This window comes from Micromonospora sp. NPDC051141, assembly GCF_044455765.1.
Classification (GTDB): Bacteria; Actinomycetota; Actinomycetes; order Mycobacteriales; family Micromonosporaceae; genus Micromonospora.
This window is the reverse complement of sequence record NZ_JBITFD010000018.1, coordinates 107,351-125,802: the sequence shown is the minus strand read 5'-3', so window position 1 is coordinate 125,802 and position 18,452 is coordinate 107,351. Positions and strand designations below refer to the sequence as shown.

Genomic DNA, 18,452 nt, shown 5'->3' with positions numbered 1-18,452 from the left:
GATCTGCGGGGGAGCCTACCGATGAGTCAACCAGCCCCGGACATCGCGAGACCCAATGTCCGCGTCGTCCTGTTCGGCCTGATGATCGCGATGATGCTCGCGATGCTCGACAACATGATCGTCAGCACCGCGCTGCCACGCATCGTGTTCGAGTTCGGCGGCGCCGACCACTTCACCTGGGTGGTCACCGCGTACGTGCTGGGCACCACGGTCTCCACCCCGATCTGGGGCAAGCTCGGTGACCTGTACGGCCGCAAGGCGGTCTTCCTCACCGCGGTGGTCGTCTTCCTGATCGGCTCCGCGCTCTGCGGCATGTCCGGCTCCGGCGTCTTCGGCGGCACCGACAGCGGCATGATGGAGCTGATCGCGTTCCGGGCGGTCCAGGGCCTCGGCGCGGGCGGCCTGATGGTCGGCGTCATGGCGATCATCGGGGACCTGGTCCCGCCGCGTGAGCGGGGTCGCTACCAGGGCATGATCGCCGGCATCATGGCCATCGCCATGGTGGCCGGCCCGCTGGTCGGCGGCTTCATCACCGACCACCTCTCCTGGCGCTGGGCGTTCTACGTCAACCTGCCGCTGGGTGGCGTGGCGCTGCTGCTGCTCGCGACCACCATGCACCTGCCGAAGTACCGCACCGAGCACAAGATCGACTGGCTGGGCGCGGCGCTGCTCTCCGTCGGCATCACCGCGATCGTGCTGGTCACCACCTGGGGCGGCAACGAGTACGACTGGGCCTCGCCGCAGATCCTCGGGCTGGCCGCGCTGGCGGTGGTGGCACTCGTCGCGTTCGCGCTCGTGGAACGGCGGGTGCCCGAGCCGATCCTGCCGCTGGGCCTGTTCGCCAACCGCAACTTCGCGCTCATCTCGGTGATCGGCTTCCTGCTCGGCTTCGCCATGTTCGGCGCGATGAACTTCCTGCCGCTCTACCAGCAGACCGTGCAGGGCGCCTCGGCCACCAACAGCGGCCTGCTGCTGCTCCCGCTGATGTTCGGCATGCTGGTGGTCTCGCTCGTGGTCGGCCGCACGATCACCAAGACCGGCCGCTACCGGGCCTTCCCGATCGTCGGCGGCGTGGTGATGGCCGTCGGCATGGGCCTGCTCAGCCTGCTCGACCTGGACACCAGCAAGACCCAGTCCTCGCTCTACATGGTCGTGCTCGGCGTCGGCATGGGTTTCCTGATGCAGACGTCGATGCTGATCGCCCAGAACAGCGTCGAGCAGAAGGACCTGGGCGCGGCGAGCGGCGCCGCCACGTTCTTCCGGTCCATCGGCGGCTCGTTCGGCGTCTCGCTCTTCGGCGCCGTCTTCGCCAACCGGCTGGCCGACTCGGCCGCCGGCCCGGCCTTCGCCGGCAACGGCGGCGGTGAGGGCGGTGCGATGGACCTGGAGGCGCTGAAGAAGCTCACCGGCCCGGCCCGGGAACTGGTGCTCGGCGCGCTCTCCGACGCCATCTCGCACGTGTTCCTCTGGGCCGTCTTCATCACCGTGGCGGTTCCGGTGCTCGCCTGGTTCATCAAGGAGGTGCCGCTGCGCGCGACGAACGACGCCCCGCCCGCCGGCGCCACCCCCGAGGACGAGGCCGAGATCGCCCTCGGCAAGGCCCCGGTGTAAGGAGGGGGCCCCGGTTAACGCCTGGCGATGTGAAGGGGCCCCGCCTAACGCCCCCCGCGGCGGAACCGGCCGGTGAGGCGTCGCCACAGCCGGCGCAGCGCGCCCGCGTCGGCGGCGTCGACCAGCGCGTCGGCCGTCGCGCGGGCGGGCGCGTCGAGGGCCGGGGTGGCCCGCGCCAGATGCGCCAGCGACACCGCCGCCGGGGTGCGACGGACGCGACCCGTCGCCACCTCGGCGAGCCGCCCGGCCACCAGACCGGCCACGTCGGCGCGTACGGCGGGGTCCACCCAGGCGGCGGTGATCAGGGCGAACAGCGCCGCCTCGGCCACCGCGCCCGGCCCGCCCCCGGCCAGGTCCCGCAGCACCTGGCGGCGGGTCGACTCCGCCCACGGCTCGTCGGTGCGGTGGTGCAGCAGGCCGAGACACGCCCAGACCTGCGCGCACCGGGCCCAGAGCGCCGGGTCCTGACCGCCGAGCACCCGGCCCAGCGCGGTCGGCGGCGCGTCCGGCGGGTACGCCAGCAGGCCGAGCAGGTCGGTCAGGTCCAGGGTGGCCAGCCCGACCGCGGCGTCGTACGCGGCCGGGGGATGGGGCCACGCCGGGTGCGCCACCTGCTGGAGCCGCAGCACCGCGTCGGCCGACGGGCGCGTGGCGTCGTCCGGCGGCGGCCGGTCGGCCGTGGCCGGGGTCACCTGGCCGAGCCAGGGCCGTCCACGGCAGCACTCGGCGAGGTCGCCGTGCTCGTGCGTGTCGTCCGGGTGGTCGCGGACGAAGTCGGCGAGCGCCACCAGGTGGTCCACGTTCCCGTCGCGCAGGAAACGCAGCCGGTACGCGGTGTGCACCGCGCAGTCGAACGTCGGGTCCTTGGCCAGCGCCCGGTCGACCCAGCCCAGCGCCGCGTCGAGCCGGCCGTGGTCGGCCAGGGTGCCGGCGATGTCGGCGTAGACCGCCAGGTCGTCCGGGTCGAGCGCGATCGCGCGCTCCAGCGCGGCCAGCGCGTCGGCGGTCCGGCCGGCGCTGCGGTACGCGTACCCGAGCCACACCTCGCCGAGTTTGGTGGGCTCCGCGCGTACCCCCCGGGTGGCCCAGGCGACCGCGAGGGCGACCTCGCCGAGCCGCCGGGCCAGCGCGGACGCCGCGCCCAGCAGCAGCGGGTGGTCCGGATGCACGGTGATCGCGTTGCGGGCCAGCGTGAGGTACGGCTGGAGCGGCTCGCGCAGCCGGCGCGGGACCGGGTCGGGCGCGGCGGCGCAGACCTGCATGAGGATCCGGGCGGCGTGCTCCGGGTCGAGCCGTTCCGGCAGGTCGGCGGCGGTCACCCAGGGTACGGCGGCCCACGGCGCGCCGGGTGCGTAGCCGGTGGCGGCGGCCAGCAGGTCGAGCCCCTCGGCGGGGCGGCCGGCGGCGGCGAGCAGGTGCGCCCGGGCCACCACGGCGCCGACGAAGGCGTGCTGGCCGAGCGGGAAGAGATCCAGGTCGCCGCCGCTGGCCGCGGCGAGTCGGGCGAGCGTCTCGTGCGCCTCGGGCAGCGTGGGGGAGCGCACCAGCGCGGCGGCCACGTGGTCGGCGGCGTGCCGGAGGTCGCCCTCGCCCAGCGCCAGCCGGGCCAGCGCGAGTTCCTCCTCCGCGGAGAGCGCGGCGTCGTCCTCGGGCACGTCGTCCTCTCGCCGGCGGGGTCGGTCGGTCAGCCGGGCAAGCCTAGGGGATCTTGTCGTCGAGTGGTGATCCACTGCGCACTACTGCTCGTTGCTTTGCTGGTTGCGGCCAAAACGTGCAAGACTGAGCACCGAACGCGCGGCAATCGCGCAGAGGGGGGTGCGGGGTGACACGTCCAGGGGTTGGCATGGCCGCCGACATCGACGAGCAGCCGGCCGGCTACGAGCGTCTGCTCACCGCCGAGCACGCGGACGCCATCGCCCGGGTCGCGGCGGCCGTCGCCGAGCGACGCCCCCGGCACGTGGTCTTCACCGCACGGGGCACCTCCGACCACGCGGCGCTCTACGCGGCGTACCTCACCGAGATCCGCCTCGGCCTGCCCGCCGGGCTCGCCTCGCCCAGCGCGATCACCGTCTTCGGCGCCCGCCCCGACCTGTCCGACGCGCTCGTCGTCGGCGTCAGCCAGAGCGGCGGCTCGCCCGACCTCGCCGAGGTGCTGCGGGTGGCCCGGGCCTCCGGCGCGCTCACCCTGGCCATCACCAACAACCCCGACTCGCCGCTGGTGCAGACCGCCGAGCTGAGCGTCGACGTGGCCGCCGGCCACGAGCGGGCGGTCGCCGCCACCAAGACCTACACCGCCGAGCTGCTCGCGCTGCTCATGCTCGTCGAGGGCGTACGCGCCGGCGACGGCGTGCTGCCCGCCGACGAGCGGGCCGCGCTGGCCCGCCTGCCCGAGCTGGCCGCGCGCACGCTCGCCGACGACACCCCGGCCCGGCTCGCCCCGCGCTACCGGTTCGCCGCCCAGCTCGTCACCACCGGCCGGGGCTACGCGTACCCGACCGCCCGGGAGGCGGCGCTCAAGCTGATGGAAACGTCGTACCTGCCGGCGCTCGCCTTCTCCGGCGCCGACCTGCTGCACGGCCCGCTCGCCATGACCGACCCGGACGTGCCGGTGCTCGCCGTGGTCGGCTCCGGCCCCGGCGGCACGTCGATGCGGGAGGTGCTGCCCCGGCTGGGCGAACGCCGGGCCGACGTGGTGGTGGTCGGCTCCGCCGACGTCGGGGAGACCCGGATGGCGGTCCCGGAGGTCGACGAGCGGTACGCGCCGCTGCTCGACATCCTGCCGCTGCAACGGCTCGCGCTGGCGCTGGCGCTGACCCGCGGCGAGGACCCGGACGCGCCGCGCGGGTTGAAGAAGGTCACGACCACGATGTGAGCCGGGCGTGGCACGCTGTGGGGCGTGTCCACCCTCCGTGACCTCGCCGAGGAGCACACCACGCTCCGGCCGGCCGACATCGACCACCTCCACCGGATCGCCGGCGACTGGCAGTTGCTGTCCGACCTCTCCTTCGCCGACCTGCTGCTCTGGGTCCCGGTGGACGGCGACGGCACCTTCCTCTGCGTGGCCCAGGTCCGCCCCACCACCGCCCCGACCGCCTACCTCGACGACCAGGTCGGCCGCATCGTCGGCGGGCCCGAGGTGGCGCACCTGGAGGTGGCCCACCGGCAGGGCCGGATCTGGCGGGAGGGCGACCCGGTCTGGTACGGCGACGTGCCGGCCCGGCACGAGGCCATCCCGGTGCGGCTGCGCACCGGCGACGGGGAGAGCGGCGAGGTGGTCGCCGTGGTCGGGCGGGACACCAACCTCTCCACCGCGCGGACCCCGAGCCAGCTCGAACTCAACTACCTGACCACCGCCGACGACCTGGCCCAGATGATCGCCGACGGCACGTTCCCGCCGCCCCGGCACCCGGGCGAGACCACCTCGGCGCCCCGGGTCGGCGACGGGCTGGTGCGGCTCGACGCCAACGGCAAGGTCACCTACGCCAGCCCGAACGCGCAGTCCGCGTACCGCCGGCTGGGCTTCGCCTCCCACCTGGTCGGGGAGGACCTGGCCAAGCTGCACCGCCGCCTCGCCGGCGACCCCCTGGAGGGCACCGACGCCGGCAACGCGGTGCTCGCCGCGCTGCGCGGCGAGGCCCCGCCCCGGCGCGAGATCGACGCCCGGGGCGCCACCATGCTCACCCGGGCGCTGCCGCTGATGCCCGCCGGTGTGCCGATCGGCGCGCTGGTCCTGGTCCGTGACATCACCGAGGTACGCCGCCGCGACCGCGCCCTGATCACCAAGGACGCCACCATCCGGGAGATCCACCACCGGGTGAAGAACAACCTCCAGACCGTCGCCGCGCTGCTGCGCCTCCAGGCCCGCCGGGTCGCCATGCCGGAGGCCCGCGTCGCGCTGGAGGAATCGGTACGCCGGGTCGCCTCGATCGCGCTGGTGCACGAGACGCTCTCCATGTCCAGCGACGAGGCGGTCGAGTTCGACGGCATCGTGGACCGGGTGGCCAGCGCCGCGACCGAGGTGGCCGCCACCGAGGTGACCGTGGGCATGCGTCGCAGGGGCAGCTTCGGCGTCCTGCCCGCCGAGATCGCCACGTCGCTGGTGATGGTGCTCAACGAGCTGCTCCTCAACGCGGTGGAACACGGCTTCCCGCCGGCCGACGAGGAGGCCGCCCCCGCCCCGGCGGACGTGCCGCGACCCGAGGTGGTGGTCTCGGTGCACCGGCACCGCAAGCAGCTCCACGTCTCGGTCACCGACAACGGTCGCGGCCTGCCCGAGCAGTTCGACGCCGAGCGCGGCGGCAACCTGGGGCTCCAGATCGTCCGGGCGCTGGTCACCGGCGAGCTGCGCGGCACCATCGAGCTGCGCAACGGCCCCGCCGGTGGTACCGAGGCGGTGCTCGTCGTCCCGCTGGCCCGCGGCACCACCGACCGTCTCACCGGCCGGGCGGGGCCGCCCTGACGCCCGCGCGACCGCCTACCGGGCGAGCAACGCCACCGTGAGCCCTGGACGGGTCCAGACCTGGCGGACCGGGAAGCCGTCCCGCAACGCCTCGCCCTTCGCGCCGGGCACCGCCGCCAGCGGGTCGGCCCGACGGCCGGTGACCACCAGCCAGACCCGGTCCACGCCGGCCAGGCAGCGCGCCGGGTCGCCGCACTCGGTGGCCCAGAGGCTCGCGTCCGCCCGCTGGTCACGGACCACCAGCACGTCGCGGGGCAGCCGCGACCCCAGGTGGTACGCCAGGCCCAGATCCGGGAAGAGCCAGCCGTCCCGGGGGGAGTACACGATCGCGTCGCCCGGCCGGGCACCGGCGGCGACGATCCCGGCCGCGCCCGTGTAGTCGACCGGGGCGCTGCGGGGCCACTCGTGGGTACGCCGCAACGCCGCCTGGTCGGGCAGCCCCAGCAGCCCGACCAGCACGATCACGGCCAGCACCGCCCCGAGCCCGGTCCCGGCCGGGGCGGCTCTCGGCGGCGCTGTTCCGCGCGGCGCTGTTTCGCCCGGCGCTGTTTCGCGCGGCCCTGTTTTGCGTGGCGCTGTTTCGCGCGGCGCTGTTCCGCGCGGCGCTGTTTCGCGCGACCCTGCTCCGCCCGGCGCTGCTCCGCCCGGCGCTGTTTTGCGCGGCCCTGTCTCAGCCGGCCCTGTCTCGGCCGGCCCTGTGTCGGGCGGCGTTGTGTCGGGCGGCGTTGTGTCGGGCGGCGCTGTCTCGGCCGGCCCTGTGTCGGGCGGCGCTGATTCGAGTGGTCCCGCCACTGCCGGTCGGGTGCCGGCCGGCGTCGCCGCGGCCAGTGCGGCCCCGGCCAGCAGGCAGCCGAACGGCACGATGAAGAGCAGGTAGCGGGTCACCCAGAGCGGGAGCAGCGTGCCGGCGGTGAAGAGCAGCAGCACCGGCAGCAGCGCCGCCGCCCCGGGCAACAACGCCCGCCGACCGAGCCGAACCGTCCCGAGGGCGGCGAGTCCCAGCAGGAACCCGCCCACCACGCCGCTCTGCGCCAGCCCGCCCGGCAGCGACACCAGGTCCGGCAGGCGGGCGAGGTCCACCCAGTCGAGCTGCCGGCCGCGTTGACCGCGGGCCACCAGCGCCAACGGCGCGACCAGCGCGACGGCCGGGACCAGCGCGAGCAGCCACCACGCGAGCACCCGCCGGCCCGGTGCGCACCCGGTGCGCGCCGGCACCGCGCCGGCCACCTCCCACGGTTCCACCCCGGGCGCACCGGGTGGCGCCTCGTGCTCGCCGCTCACCGGCCGCCCAGACAACCATGGCGTTCCACCCACGGTCGGTGTCGCCGGTGGGTGGAACGCCATGGGTGTCTGGGGAGCGCCGTGACACCCATGGTGTTCCACCCACGGTCGATCTCCGGCGTGGGTGGAACGCCATGGGTGTCCGCGGCTGGGCGGGGGGGCGTCGAGGGTGTCGCGGCGGGTCTGTGGGAGCGGGTCGAGGCCGGCGGCGGTCGGGCCGCGAGCGGCGGTCAGCAGCACCGCCACGGCATGCGCGGCGAGCACGGTGAGCGCGATCAGGTGGAGCAGGCCGAGGGCGGCGACCGTGACCGCGTACCCGGCCCAGCGTCGCCGGGACGGCCGGCACAACGCGTTGACCAGCAGCAGCGTGGCGAGCACGGCGAGCAGCGTGGCGAGCGCGTACGGGCGGGCCTCCTGGCCGTAGCGCGAGGTGGCCGGCAGCACGGCGAACAGCAGCCCGGCCAGGAGCCCGGCCCGGTCGCCGGCGAGCCGCGCGCCGAGCCGGGCGGTCAACGCGGCGGCGGTCGCCATGGCGAGCGCGGAGGGCAGCCGCAGCGCCGTGGGGGAGGTGCCGGCCAGCGCGGTCCACGCGTGTATGAGCAGGTAGTACGGCCCGGTGGCAGCGTCGATGGTGCGGGTCAGCCGGGCCAGGTCCGGCAGCGGTCGGGTGGCGGCGCTCCAGGTGGCCAACTCGTCCCGCCAGGGCTGCGCGTGCCCGAGCCCGACCAGCGTGATCGCCAGCGTCACCAGCCCGGGGAGCGCCCACACCGGCCAACCGGGCCACCCGGGCCGGGCCCGGCCCGCCGCGGGTTCGGTGAACGCGCTCACACTCCGCAGCGTCACACGCCCGCCCCCTTCCGCCGCCCCGCTCCACCGATTCCCCCCCCCCCGAGCCGAGGGCCCGCACCGGGGCTCTCGGCCCGTCGATCATGAGGTTGACCGCCTCCGTCGGCCCTTTTGTCGCCGCCAACCTCATGATCGACGGGCCGGGGGCGGCCGGGGTGGCGGCGCGGGGTGGGTCGGGGCGCGGGTTGGGGAAGTGATGCTGGTCACGGGGGGTGAGGGGTGGACGGGTGTCGATTGAGATGGGACGCCCGTGATGTGGGATCAGCGGGTCGGCCGCTAGCCGGTGGTCCGGCGGGTGTGGCAGCATGATGCCCATGACCGCCGCTGTCGTCCGCCGCTTCGTGGCCCGTCGCCACGTCGACTACGGCCGCGTGCGCAGCGCGATCTGTCCGGCCCACTGACGACGCCCGACCCATCTGTCTCGGGCGCTCCGCGCCGGCCGTCAGCGACACCGCCGTCCACGGCCCTCCCCAGGGCCGGCCGCCGCGTCCGCGCTCCCAGGCACCGCAGCAGACAACGGAGGACGCCGCGATGGCGGTCAGCAGCACCCCCACCCGCTCGGACGCTTCGGCTCCCGTCGCCCGGGCGCCCCGCCGGCCGCGCGGCGAGGGCCAGTGGGCGCTCGGGCACCGTGAGCCACTCAACCCCAACGAGCGGATCAAGAAGGACGACGACCCGCTGAACGTGCGGGACCGGATCGAGAACATCTACGCCCACCGGGGCTTCGCCTCGATCGACCCGCAGGACCTGCGCGGCCGGTTCCGCTGGTGGGGGCTCTACACCCAGCGCAAGGCCGGCATCGACGGCGGGCGCACCGCCGTGCTGGAGCCGCACGAGCTGGAGGACGAGTTCTTCATGCTGCGGGTGCGGGTGGACGGCGGCCAGCTCAGCCTGGCCCAGCTCCGGGTGGTCGCGGAGATTTCCCGCGAGTTCGCCCGGGACACCGCCGACATCACCGACCGGCAGAACATCCAGTACCACTGGATCCGGGTCGAGGACATGCCGGAGATCTGGCGCCGGCTGGAGGCGGTCGGCCTCCAGACCACCGAGGCGTGCGGCGACTGCCCCCGGATCGTGCTCGGCAGCCCGGTCGCCGGCGTGGCTCGGGACGAGGTGCTCGACCCGACCCCGGCCATCGACGAGATCGTCCGCCGGTACGTCGGCGACAAGCAGTTCTCCAACCTGCCCCGCAAGTTCAAGACGTCGATCTCCTGGCTGGTCGACACGCCGTACGAGGCGAACGACATCGCGCTCCTCGGGGTCGAGCACCCGGAGCACGGCCCCGGCTTCGACGTCTGGGTCGGCGGTGGGCTCTCCACCAACCCGATGCTGGCCAAGCGGCTCGGCGTCTGGGTGCCGCTGGACGAGGTGCCGGACGTGTGGGCCGGCGTGGTCGGCATCTTCCGTGACTACGGCTACCGCCGGCTGCGCAACCGCGCCCGGTTGAAGTTCCTGGTCGCGGACTGGGGCGTGGAGCACTTCCGCGAGGTGCTGGAGAAGGAGTACCTGGGCCGGGCGCTGCTGGACGGGCCGGCGGCGGAGCTGCCGGCGAAGCCGGTCGACCACATCGGCGTGCACCCGCAGCGCGACGGCGCGAACTACGTCGGCGCGGCCCCGGTGGTGGGGCGGGTGTCCGGCACCCAGCTCGCCGCGCTTGCCGACGTGGTCGAGGCGCACGGCAGCGACCGGGTGCGGCTCACCCCGTACCAGAAGCTGCTGGTGCTGGACGTGGCGCCGGAGCGGACCGAGGAGCTGGTGACGGCGCTGCGCGGGATCGGTCTGGAGGCCCGGCCGTCGGCCTGGCGGCGCGGCACCATGGCCTGCACCGGCATCGAGTTCTGCAAGTTGGCCATCGTGGAGACCAAGCGGCGTGGCGAGGAGCTGGTGGCCCGGCTGGAGGAGCGGCTGCGGGACTTCGACGCGGACATCTCCATCCACCTGAACGGCTGCCCGAACGCCTGCGCCCGCACCCAGGTCGCGGACATCGGGCTCAAGGGCCAGCTCGTGGTCGGTCCGGACGGGCGGCAGGTCGAGGGCTTCCAGGTCCACCTGGGCGGCGGCCTCGGCATGGCCGCCGGGCAGACCGCCGGTTTCGGCCGCAAGCTGCGCGGCCTGAAGACCACGGCCGACGAGCTTCCGGAGTACGTGGAACGACTGGCCCGCCGCTACCTGGCCGGCCGGACGGACGGCGAGAGCTTCGCCAACTGGGTCATCAGAGTCGACGAGGAGGAGCTTCGGTGAGTGACGCTCGATCTGCGCCTCTCTACTGCCCGTACTGCGGGGAGGAGGACCTGCGACCGCACGAGGCCGGGCACGGTGCCTGGGAGTGCCACGCCTGCGCGCGGGTCTTCTCGGTGAAGTTCACCGGGCTGTTGGGCCGGGCGGTGGCCCGGTGACCGGCCTGGTCTCCGCCGCCGGTCTGGGTCTGGTCGGCGGCGCCGCGCCGGCCGACCCGGCGCGGCGGGACGCGGCGGAGCTGCGCGCGCTGGCCGAGGAGGCCGGGCGGGAGCTGGCGGACGCGCCCGCGCTGGAGATCGCCCGCTGGGCGGTGCAGACGTTCGGTGAGCGGTTCTGCGTGACCAGCTCGATGGCCGACGGGGTGCTGGCGCACCTGGTCTCCCGGGTCGCGCCCGGCGTGGACGTGGTGTTCCTCGACACCGGGCTGCACTTCCCGGAGACGCTCCGGGTGCGGGACGAGGTGGCCCGGCGGATGCCGGTGCGGGTCCGCTCGATCCGTCCCCGGATGACCGTCGGCCAGCAGGACGGCCAGTACGGGCCCCGGCTGTTCAACAGGTCCCCGGACGACTGCTGCCAGTTGCGCAAGGTGGAGCCGTTGGAGCGGGCGCTGGCCGGGTACGACGCCTGGGCCGCCGGGCTGCGCCGGGACGAGTCGCCGACCCGCGCGAACACGCCGGTGGTGGGGTTCGACCCGCGTCGCGGCAAGGTCAAGGTGAACCCGATCGCCGCCTGGACGCAGCGTGATGTGGACGCGTACGTGGCCCGCCACGACATCCCGGTGAACGAGCTGTTCGCCAAGGGCTACGGCTCGATCGGCTGCTGGCCGTGCACCCGTCGCCTGAAGGCGGGGGAGGACCCGCGGGCCGGGCGCTGGGCGATGTTCGAGAAGACCGAGTGCGGCCTGCACACCTGACCGACGCGTCCCCGGTGGTGCTGGTGGCGCACGGCAGCCGTGACCCGCGTGCGGCGGAGGCGACGCGGGCGCTGGCCCGGGCGGTGGGCGCCGGCTGTCCCGGCCGGCCGGTGCTGCCGGCCTGGCTCGACCACACCGATCCCGGGCCGGCCGACGTGCTGCGGCGACTGGCCGCCGACGGGCACTCCCGGGTGGTCCTGGTGCCGTTGCTGCTGACCGCCGCGTACCACCGGAAGGTGGACATCCCGGCGGCGGTCGCGGCGGCCGGCGCGGGCCTCGACGTGCGGGTGACCGAGGTGCTGGGGCCGACCGGCGGCGTGGTCGACGGTCGGCTGCTGGCCGGCCTGCGGCGTCGGCTGGGCGAGGCCGCCGGGGCGGACGCGGACGCGGTGGTGCTGGCCGCGGCCGGCACCCGGGATCCCGCCGCGCGGGCCTCGGTGGGCCGGGTCGCCGCGGCGCTCGGCACCGGGCTGGGCGTGCCCTGCCGGGTGTCGTACGCCTCGGCGGCGCCTCCGGAGGTGGGAGGCGCGGTACGGCGGTTGCGCTCGGCGGGCGCCCGCCGGGTCGCCGTGGCCGCCTACTTCCTGGCGCCGGGCCGGTTCCACGACGGGGTACGCGCGGCGGCCCGCTCGGCCGGTGCGGTGGCGGTCGCCGACCCGCTCGCCGACCTCCCGGAGCTTGCCGAACTGGTGTGGCGGCGGGTGACGGCGGCGGCCTGACCGGCGCGCGTCGTCGGCACACCCGTCGAGTGGCACCCGTCGAGCGGCCCGGAGCGCAGCCGCCCCCGGCCCGACCGGCTGCTCGGAACAGCAGAACGCCCCGGCCGGGATCCCGGCCGGGGCGTGCGGCGTGAGTGGGTCAGGCGGAGTGAGCGCGCAGCACCCGGAGACCGCCGCGGCGCTTGACCGCGCGGCGCTCCTCCTCGCTCATCCCGCCCCAGACGCCGGCGTCCTGACCGGACTCCAGCGCCCACTGCAGGCACTGGTCGGTCACGGGGCAGCGCCGGCAGACGGCCTTGGCCTGCTCCACCTGCAGGAGAGCCGGGCCGGACGTCCCGATCGGGAAGAACAGCTCCGGGTCCTCGTCGCGGCAGACCGAATCGTGGCGCCAGTCCATGGCGGCAACACTCCTCATTCTTAGTGGGTGGCCAGATAACGCTTCGTTGCTATTCCTATATGCATCCGCATTACCGATCGGTGACGGTCAGCATCCGTCAATTCGGCTCTGCGTGAGCAGGCTGCGGGCCCCTGGACCTGCTGGAACAGCTCAACCTGACGAGCATATCCAGGCAATGTCCCGGTAACACGAGTTCGCTTGTGAATACTTTCACGAACTACAGCGATGTCAAGGGTGACGCTCGGAAAAACTCCGAACAGTGAGCGGCCTCACCACCCGTTTGTCCCGGTTTGCGAGGGCTCTCGTTACCCGGCGTGCCACAGTCGAGGATCAATATAGTACGGTCTGCGTGACGTTGCTGACATTTCCGGCATCCCTTCCTCGGCGTGGCGGCCCTCACCCTCGCGGTGCGGTCCGCGTCAACCGACGGGGATACCCGAGGCCTAGCAGATTACTCTCAGTGCGGCGGGTACGGAGGTGAATCTGACTTTTTCCCGCTCGCCGAGGTAGTCCCCGTCCAACTGGAACGGCAGCGGACGCGCCGTGAGCAGTGTGAACTCCGACAGGTCGTGCAGACGGAGCACCTGCTTGCCGTGCGGATCGGGTTGCCGGGAGAAGAACTGCGTCACTGTCCGTGCCGTACTGGCCACCTTGAGCTGTCGTAGCGCGAGCACATCCAGCCCGAGGTCGAACGACGCCTCCGGGTTCGGGTTGATCTCCCGGTCGCCGAGGTACGTCCACGGCGCGGTGTTCTGGATGATGGCGGTGGACAGCTCCGTCGTCGGCGCCTCACCCGGACGCTCCAACGTGATCGACGGGTGGCGGCGGTCCGAGCCGACGAAGTACTGGCTCGCCGTGGACCGGAAGTAGAGCGCCGGGGTGGACACCCGGCCCCGTTTGCGGGCCTGCTCCACCCGGCGGATGACCGCCGCGTCCAACCCGAAGCCCGCGCAGAACGTGAAGTAGCGGTCGTCCGCCCGGCCCAGCCCGATCGTGCGGGACCGACCCAGGCGCAACCCCTCCAGGATCATGCTGGTGCCGTCCGGCCACTCCCGCGGCAGCCCGAGCGCGCGGGCGAAGACGTTCGTCGAACCACCCGGCACGGTGGCCAGCGCCGGCAGCCGCTCGGCCGAGGTCGGCCCGGTGCGGAACGTCGGCGGCTCCGCCGCCATCAACCCGTTGACCACCTCGTTGACGGTGCCGTCACCGCCGAGCGTGACCACCAGGTCGACGCCCTCCTGGGCGGCCTCCCGGGCCAGGTCCATGGCGTGGCCCCGCCGGCGGGTGTAGCGCACCGACAGGTCGACTTCACTGCGCAACGCCCGGACCAGTACGTCCCGGCTGCGCTCACTCGTGGTGGTGGCCTTCGGATTGACCACCAGGACGGCCCGCATGGGCGGCACCTTACCGCGACTACCCACCGGTATCGTGGCGGCCGTGACGATCGACTCGGACCCGGTCCCCGGCCCGCTCCGCGCGGCGGTGCTCCTGCTGCGCGTCGAGGCGGTGGCGCTCGGGCTGATCGCGGTGTGGCTGATCTGGTCCGACCTCACCGCCCGCACCACGGACCTCACCTCCGCGCTGCTGATCACGGCGTTCGCGGTGGCCGGGGCCGTCGCGCTCTGGGCGCTCGGGAGCGGGTTGGCCCGGCGTCGGTCCGGCGCCCGCGCACCGGCCATCGTGCTCCAGCTCATGCTGCTGCCGATCGGGTGGTACATGATCTCCGGCGGGTTGGGCTGGCTCGGACTGCCGCTGATGGCGCTCGGGATCGGCATGGTCGCGCTGCTGGTGAGCGGCCCCACCAACCGGGCGCTCGGCTTCGGCGCGCGGCCGGACGCTCAGTAGCCGCCGGCGCGACGGGTCAGCAGCGAGATGGTGGCGCGCCCGTCGACCGCCGTGGCGCCGGCCCCGGTGGTCAGCGCGGTGAGCACCTTCCACGCGAAGGACGACTCGGACGGCAGCGTGGCGCCCCGCACGGTCGGCACGGTCACCTCGACGGTGAGCGCGTCCTCGGTGACCGCGAAGCGGCACTCCAGCTCGGCGTCGCGGGTGGCGATGGCGAGCAGCATGGCGCACGCCTCGTCCACCGCGATGCGCAGATCCTCGATCTCGTCGAGGGCGAACTGGAGCCGGGCCGCGAGCCCGGCCGTGGCGGTGCGGAGCACGCCGAGGTAACCGCCGTCGGCGGGCACGGTGAGGTGCACGACGTCGTCGTCCGTCGTCGGCTGCCCGGTCAGTTGAGTCACGCCTCATCCCCCCGGTGCGGGACTCTACCCGGTCGGGCGGCCGGGCGCGTGGGCGCGGGCGTCGCCAGCGCGGCGAGGTCGCGCAACGCGGCCCCGGCCAGCCGGTACGGCGTCCACTCGTCCATCGGGGTGGCCCCGATGGACGCGTAGAAGCGGGCCGCCGGATTCCAGTCGATCATCCACCAGTCGAGCCGCTGGTAGCCGCGCTCCACACAGATCGCCGCCAACGTGGCCAGCAGTTGCCGGCCGGCGCCGGTGCCCCGGGCATCCGGGCGGACGTAGAGGTCCTCCAGATAGATGCCGTGCACACCGGCCCAGGTGGAGAAGTTGAGGAACCAGAGCGCGAAGCCCACCGGTGCGTCCGTCGCGTCCACCGCGACGTGCCCGAACAGCGCCGGAGCGCTCGGGAAGAGCGCCGCGTGGAGCTGCTCGACGGTGAGGTGGCACTGCTCCGGGGCGCGCTCGTACGCGGCGAGTTCGTGCACCATCGCGACGACGGCCGGTACGTCCTGGGGACGTACCGGCCGGATCGTCGGTGCCGTGCCAGGCGAGGTCACGCCTGCTTGGTCTCCCAGAAGATCTTGGAGATCTCGTCGATCTTCGAGAGCAGCTCGTCGGCCTTGGCCGGGTCGGTGCCGCCCTTGGCGCCGGCCGCGCCGGCCAGCTTGGTGGCCTCGTTGAAGAGCTGGTGCAGGTGCGGGTACTTCTCGAAGTGCGGCGGCTTGAAGTAGTCGGTCCAGAGCACCCACAGGTGGTGCTTGACCAGGTCGGCCCGCTGCTCCTTGATCAGGATGGCGCGGGTCCGGAACTCCGGGTCGGTGTTCGCCTGGTACTTCTCGCAGATCATTTTGACCGATTCGGCCTCGATCCGGGCCTGGGCCGGGTCGTAGACGCCGCAGGGCAGGTCACAGTGGGCACTGGCGGTCACCCGGGGCGTGAGGATGCGGGGAAGGCGCATCAGGGTCCTCCATGGGATGTTTGCGATGATCCAAGACGACATTACTCCTGGAGATGCTTTCCAGCGGGCGGGAGGTGAAACCCGTGCTGCCCGTGCTGATCACCGGCCCGTCCATGTCCCCGACGCTGCGCCACGGCGACGCGGTGCTGGTCCGCACCGGTGGCCGGCCGGTCCGCGCCGGCGACGTGGTGGTCGCGGTCTTCCGCAGCCGACCGGACCTGCTGGTGGTGAAGCGCGCGGTCGAGCCACGGGACGGTGGCTGGTGGCTGCGCGGCGACAACGCCCTGGTCACCGACGACTCCCGGGCGTACGGGGTGGCCGACGTCCGGGGCCGGGTGGTGGCCCGGTGGTGGCCGCGTCCGGGACGGATCAGGGGCCGGCAGGGGTAGCCATGGATATGACCCCGCTCACATCCTGGGAGCCGGTGCGTGGCTATGCTCGGAACGTGCCCGGGTGACCCCCGCACCGCCGCCCCGCCGGTCGCTGACCACCGCTGACCGCGCCGGCCGGTCCGTCTGCTCGACAGATCCTGGAGTCACCATGTCTGCGTCCACCCCGGACCCCGCTGATCCCGTCTTCCGGCTCCACCTCGGCGGCAAGATGGCCGTCGCCTCCACCGTGCCGCTGACCAGCCGCGAGGACCTCTCCCTCGCGTACACCCCGGGGGTCGCCCGGGTCTGCGAGGCGATCGCCGCCGACCCCGCGCTCGCCGACACCTACACCTGGGTGTCGCACACCGTCGCCGTGGTCACCGACGGTTCCGCCGTGCTCGGCCTGGGCAACATCGGCCCACGCGCCGCGCTGCCCGTGATGGAGGGCAAGGCGGTGCTGTTCAAGCAGTTCGGCGGCGTGGACGCGGTACCGGTCTGCCTGGACACCCAGGACGTGGACGAGATCGTGGCGACGGTCAAGGCGCTCGCGCCCTCGTTCGGCGGCATCAACCTGGAGGACATCAGCGCGCCTCGCTGCTTCGAGGTGGAGCGCCGGCTGGACGAGGCGCTCGACATCCCGGTCTTCCACGACGACCAGCACGGCACCGCGATCGTGGTGCTGGCCGCGCTGCGCAACGCGGCGACGCTGCTCAACCGCAAGCTCGGTGACCTGCGGGTGGCGGTCAGCGGCGCCGGCGCGGCCGGCGTGGCGGTGACGAAGATGCTGATCGCCGGCGGCGTCGACCCGGCCCGGGTGGTGGTCTGCGACTCGCGCGGCATCATCGGCCGGCACCGCGAGCTGACCGGCACCAAGGCCGAGCTGGCCGAGCTGACCAACGCCGAGGGCCGCCGGGGCGACGTCACCGAGGCGCTGCGCGGCGCGGACGTGCTGGTCGGCGTCTCCGGTGGGCAGATCCCGGAGGCGGCGGTGGCCGGCATGGCCCCCGGCGGCATCGTCTTCGCGCTGGCCAACCCCACGCCGGAGGTGCACCCCGAGGTGGCCGCCCGGCACGTCGCGGTGGTGGCCACCGGGCGCAGCGACTATCCCAACCAGATCAACAACGTGCTCGCCTTCCCGGGCGTGTTCCGGGGCGCGCTGGACGCCGGGGCCACCCGGGTCACCGACGGGATGAAGGTGGCCGCCGCCGACGCCATCGCGGGCGTGGTGGCCGAGTCGCTGACCGCGGACGCGATCGTGCCGTCCCCGCTGGACCCGCGCGTCGCCCCGGCGGTGGCCGACGCGGTCGCCGAAGCCGCGCGCCGCGACGGCGTCGCCCGCCGCTGAGGTGTAAGGAGGGGCCCCTTCTTATCGCCTTTCGCACAGGAAGGGGCCCTTCTTAACGCCCGCTCAGCTTGTTACCGTGCCGATCATGCGTGCCGCCTATGCCTCGGCCTTCGACGCCGACAACCCGCTCGCCGCGCTCGCCGTCGGCGACCGTCCCGAGCCGGTCCACCCGCAGGACGACTGGGTCACCGTGCGGGTGCGGGCCAGCTCGCTCAACCACCACGATCTCTGGTCGCTGCGTGGCGTGGGTCTCACCGCGGACCAGCTCCCGATGATCCTCGGCTGCGACGCGGTCGGCACCGACCCGGACGGCAACGAGGTGGTCATCTACCCGGTGGTGCCCACCCCGGGCGACCCGCGCGGTGTCTCCATCCTCTCCGAGCACTTCCCCGGCACGTTCGCCGAGCTGGTCGCCATACCCCGGATGAACCTGCTGCCGCTGCCCGACGGCCTGGCGGCGACCGACGCGGCGTGCCTGCCCACGGCCTGGCTCACCGCGTGGCGGATGCTCACCACCAAGGGCCGCGTCGCCGACGGCGAGTCGGTGCTGGTCCAGGGCGCCGGCGGGGGCGTGGCCACCGCGGCGGTCGCGCTCGCCGTCGCGCTCGGCAAGCGGGTGTACGCGACCAGCCGCGACGCGGCCAAGCGGGAGCGGATCACCGAGCTGGGCGCCACCGCGCTGGAGCCCGGCGCACGCCTGCCGGAGCGGGTCGACGTGGTGATCGAGACGGTCGGCGCGGCCACGTTCGACCACTCGCTGAAGTCGGCCGCGCCGATGGCCCGGATCGTGGTCTCCGGCGCGACCGCCGGGCACGAGCCCACCGTCAACCTGCGCCGCGTCTTCGCCATGCAACTGGAGATCCTCGGCACCTCCATGGGCACCCCGGACGAGCTGACCGAGCTGCTCGCGTTCTGCGCCGAGCACGGGGTCCGGCCGGTGGTGGACCGGGTGGTGCCGTTCAGGGACATCTCCGACGCGTTCGCCCGGCTGCACTCCGGCGAGGTCTTCGGCAAGGTGGTCGTCGACCACACGGCCTGAGTTGTTGGGCGGGGCCCCCTCCGCTACCG

General features: G+C 73.9%; 18 protein-coding genes. 11 read left to right on the top strand and 7 right to left on the bottom strand.

Going from position 1 to position 18,452, the window contains the following annotated elements:
• Positions 1 to 21: 21 nt before the first annotated feature.
• Positions 22 to 1,611, top strand: a complete 1,590-nt coding sequence (locus ACIA6B_RS28370) for an MDR family MFS transporter (RefSeq protein ID WP_396777941.1) — start codon at positions 22 to 24, stop codon at positions 1,609 to 1,611.
• A 44-nt stretch (positions 1,612 to 1,655) separates the two neighbouring features.
• On the opposite strand, the gene ACIA6B_RS28365 is transcribed toward ACIA6B_RS28370, so the two are convergent.
• Positions 1,656 to 3,266 (bottom strand): tetratricopeptide repeat protein, encoded by a 1,611-nt coding sequence (locus ACIA6B_RS28365; protein WP_396777939.1) that lies wholly within the window; start codon positions 3,264 to 3,266, stop codon positions 1,656 to 1,658.
• Between the two features lie 188 nt (positions 3,267 to 3,454).
• Here ACIA6B_RS28365 and ACIA6B_RS28360 point away from each other — a divergent pair, with 188 nt between their 5' ends.
• Positions 3,455 to 4,483 (top strand): SIS domain-containing protein, encoded by a 1,029-nt coding sequence (locus ACIA6B_RS28360; RefSeq protein ID WP_396777937.1) that lies wholly within the window; start codon positions 3,455 to 3,457, stop codon positions 4,481 to 4,483.
• 24 nt (positions 4,484 to 4,507) lie between these two features.
• The gene (locus ACIA6B_RS28355; RefSeq protein WP_396777935.1) at positions 4,508 to 6,070 is read left to right on the top strand and encodes a sensor histidine kinase; all 1,563 of its coding nucleotides are present in this window, start codon (positions 4,508 to 4,510) and stop codon (positions 6,068 to 6,070) included.
• Between the two features lie 15 nt (positions 6,071 to 6,085).
• On the opposite strand, the gene ACIA6B_RS28350 is transcribed toward ACIA6B_RS28355, so the two are convergent.
• Complete coding sequence (locus ACIA6B_RS28350) at positions 6,086 to 8,179, bottom strand: glycosyltransferase family 39 protein (RefSeq protein WP_396777934.1); 2,094 nt, start codon at positions 8,177 to 8,179, stop codon at positions 6,086 to 6,088.
• Positions 8,180 to 8,728: 549 nt separating this feature from the next.
• Between ACIA6B_RS28350 and ACIA6B_RS28345 the strand changes: the two genes are divergently transcribed.
• The 4 genes from ACIA6B_RS28345 to ACIA6B_RS28330 are packed head-to-tail and all read left to right on the top strand — an operon-like array spanning position 8,729 to position 12,067.
• Positions 8,729 to 10,438, top strand: coding sequence for a nitrite/sulfite reductase (locus ACIA6B_RS28345; RefSeq protein WP_396777932.1), 1,710 nt, complete (start codon positions 8,729 to 8,731; stop codon positions 10,436 to 10,438).
• Positions 10,435 to 10,593, top strand: a complete 159-nt coding sequence (locus ACIA6B_RS28340) for an IS1 family transposase (RefSeq protein ID WP_174530537.1) — start codon at positions 10,435 to 10,437, stop codon at positions 10,591 to 10,593. Before ACIA6B_RS28345 ends, ACIA6B_RS28340 begins: the two co-directional genes overlap by 4 nt.
• Positions 10,590 to 11,348 (top strand): phosphoadenylyl-sulfate reductase, encoded by a 759-nt coding sequence (locus ACIA6B_RS28335; protein WP_396777930.1) that lies wholly within the window; start codon positions 10,590 to 10,592, stop codon positions 11,346 to 11,348. The genes ACIA6B_RS28340 and ACIA6B_RS28335 overlap by 4 nt, the downstream gene beginning before the upstream one ends.
• A complete protein-coding gene (locus tag ACIA6B_RS28330) occupies positions 11,330 to 12,067 on the top strand; it encodes a sirohydrochlorin chelatase (protein ID WP_396777928.1) in 738 nt (245 codons plus the stop codon). Before ACIA6B_RS28335 ends, ACIA6B_RS28330 begins: the two co-directional genes overlap by 19 nt.
• A 139-nt stretch (positions 12,068 to 12,206) precedes the next feature.
• Here ACIA6B_RS28330 and ACIA6B_RS28325 read toward each other — a convergent pair whose 3' ends face one another.
• Both ACIA6B_RS28325 and ACIA6B_RS28320 read right to left on the bottom strand, forming a co-directional pair.
• Positions 12,207 to 12,464 carry a WhiB family transcriptional regulator gene (locus ACIA6B_RS28325; protein ID WP_013288358.1) on the bottom strand — a complete coding sequence of 86 codons (258 nt, stop codon included), beginning with the start codon at positions 12,462 to 12,464 and terminating at the stop codon, positions 12,207 to 12,209.
• 443 nt (positions 12,465 to 12,907) lie between these two features.
• Positions 12,908 to 13,858, bottom strand: a complete 951-nt coding sequence (locus tag ACIA6B_RS28320; protein ID WP_396777926.1) for a diacylglycerol/lipid kinase family protein — start codon at positions 13,856 to 13,858, stop codon at positions 12,908 to 12,910.
• A gap of 43 nt (positions 13,859 to 13,901) precedes the next feature.
• Between ACIA6B_RS28320 and ACIA6B_RS28315 the strand changes: the two genes are divergently transcribed.
• The gene (locus tag ACIA6B_RS28315) at positions 13,902 to 14,309 is read left to right on the top strand and encodes a hypothetical protein (RefSeq protein WP_396777924.1); all 408 of its coding nucleotides are present in this window, start codon (positions 13,902 to 13,904) and stop codon (positions 14,307 to 14,309) included.
• Here ACIA6B_RS28315 and ACIA6B_RS28310 read toward each other — a convergent pair.
• Genes ACIA6B_RS28310 through sodN form a run of 3 tightly spaced genes read right to left on the bottom strand, consistent with a single transcriptional unit; the run spans position 14,303 to position 15,668 of the window.
• Positions 14,303 to 14,710 carry an ATP-binding protein gene (locus ACIA6B_RS28310; protein WP_396777922.1) on the bottom strand — a complete coding sequence of 136 codons (408 nt, stop codon included), beginning with the start codon at positions 14,708 to 14,710 and terminating at the stop codon, positions 14,303 to 14,305. The genes ACIA6B_RS28315 and ACIA6B_RS28310 overlap by 7 nt on opposite strands.
• A complete protein-coding gene (locus ACIA6B_RS28305) occupies positions 14,707 to 15,267 on the bottom strand; it encodes a GNAT family N-acetyltransferase (RefSeq protein WP_396777920.1) in 561 nt (186 codons plus the stop codon). Before ACIA6B_RS28305 ends, ACIA6B_RS28310 begins: the two co-directional genes overlap by 4 nt.
• Positions 15,264 to 15,668 (bottom strand): superoxide dismutase, Ni, encoded by a 405-nt coding sequence (gene sodN, locus ACIA6B_RS28300; protein ID WP_396777918.1) that lies wholly within the window; start codon positions 15,666 to 15,668, stop codon positions 15,264 to 15,266. The genes ACIA6B_RS28305 and sodN overlap by 4 nt, the downstream gene beginning before the upstream one ends.
• Before the next feature lie 53 nt (positions 15,669 to 15,721).
• On the opposite strand from sodN, the gene ACIA6B_RS28295 reads away from it, so the two are divergent.
• From ACIA6B_RS28295 to ACIA6B_RS28285, 3 genes are all read left to right on the top strand, one after another.
• Positions 15,722 to 16,057: a S26 family signal peptidase gene (locus ACIA6B_RS28295; RefSeq protein WP_396777916.1), complete on the top strand. Its 336-nt coding sequence runs from the start codon at positions 15,722 to 15,724 to the stop codon at positions 16,055 to 16,057.
• 151 nt (positions 16,058 to 16,208) lie between these two features.
• Positions 16,209 to 17,384: an NADP-dependent malic enzyme gene (locus tag ACIA6B_RS28290; protein ID WP_396777914.1), complete on the top strand. Its 1,176-nt coding sequence runs from the start codon at positions 16,209 to 16,211 to the stop codon at positions 17,382 to 17,384.
• Positions 17,385 to 17,460: 76 nt separating this feature from the next.
• Positions 17,461 to 18,423, top strand: coding sequence for a zinc-binding dehydrogenase (locus ACIA6B_RS28285; protein ID WP_396777912.1), 963 nt, complete (start codon positions 17,461 to 17,463; stop codon positions 18,421 to 18,423).
• Positions 18,424 to 18,452: the final 29 nt, after the last annotated feature.

Excerpts from the sequence above, each read along its gene's own strand:
- ACIA6B_RS28290 (WP_396777914.1), top strand. The coding sequence starts at position 16,209 with ATGTCTGCGTCCACCCCGGACCCCGCTGATCCCGTCTTCCGGCTCCAC.
- sodN (WP_396777918.1), bottom strand. The coding sequence starts at position 15,668 with ATGCGCCTTCCCCGCATCCTCACGCCCCGGGTGACCGCCAGTGCCCAC.
- ACIA6B_RS28295 (WP_396777916.1), top strand. The coding sequence starts at position 15,722 with ATGCTTTCCAGCGGGCGGGAGGTGAAACCCGTGCTGCCCGTGCTGATC.
- ACIA6B_RS28320 (WP_396777926.1), bottom strand. The coding sequence starts at position 13,858 with ATGCGGGCCGTCCTGGTGGTCAATCCGAAGGCCACCACCACGAGTGAG.
- ACIA6B_RS28370 (WP_396777941.1), top strand. The coding sequence starts at position 22 with ATGAGTCAACCAGCCCCGGACATCGCGAGACCCAATGTCCGCGTCGTC.
- ACIA6B_RS28360 (WP_396777937.1), top strand. The coding sequence starts at position 3,455 with ATGGCCGCCGACATCGACGAGCAGCCGGCCGGCTACGAGCGTCTGCTC.
- ACIA6B_RS28325 (WP_013288358.1), bottom strand. The coding sequence starts at position 12,464 with ATGGACTGGCGCCACGATTCGGTCTGCCGCGACGAGGACCCGGAGCTG.
- ACIA6B_RS28345 (WP_396777932.1), top strand. The coding sequence starts at position 8,729 with ATGGCGGTCAGCAGCACCCCCACCCGCTCGGACGCTTCGGCTCCCGTC.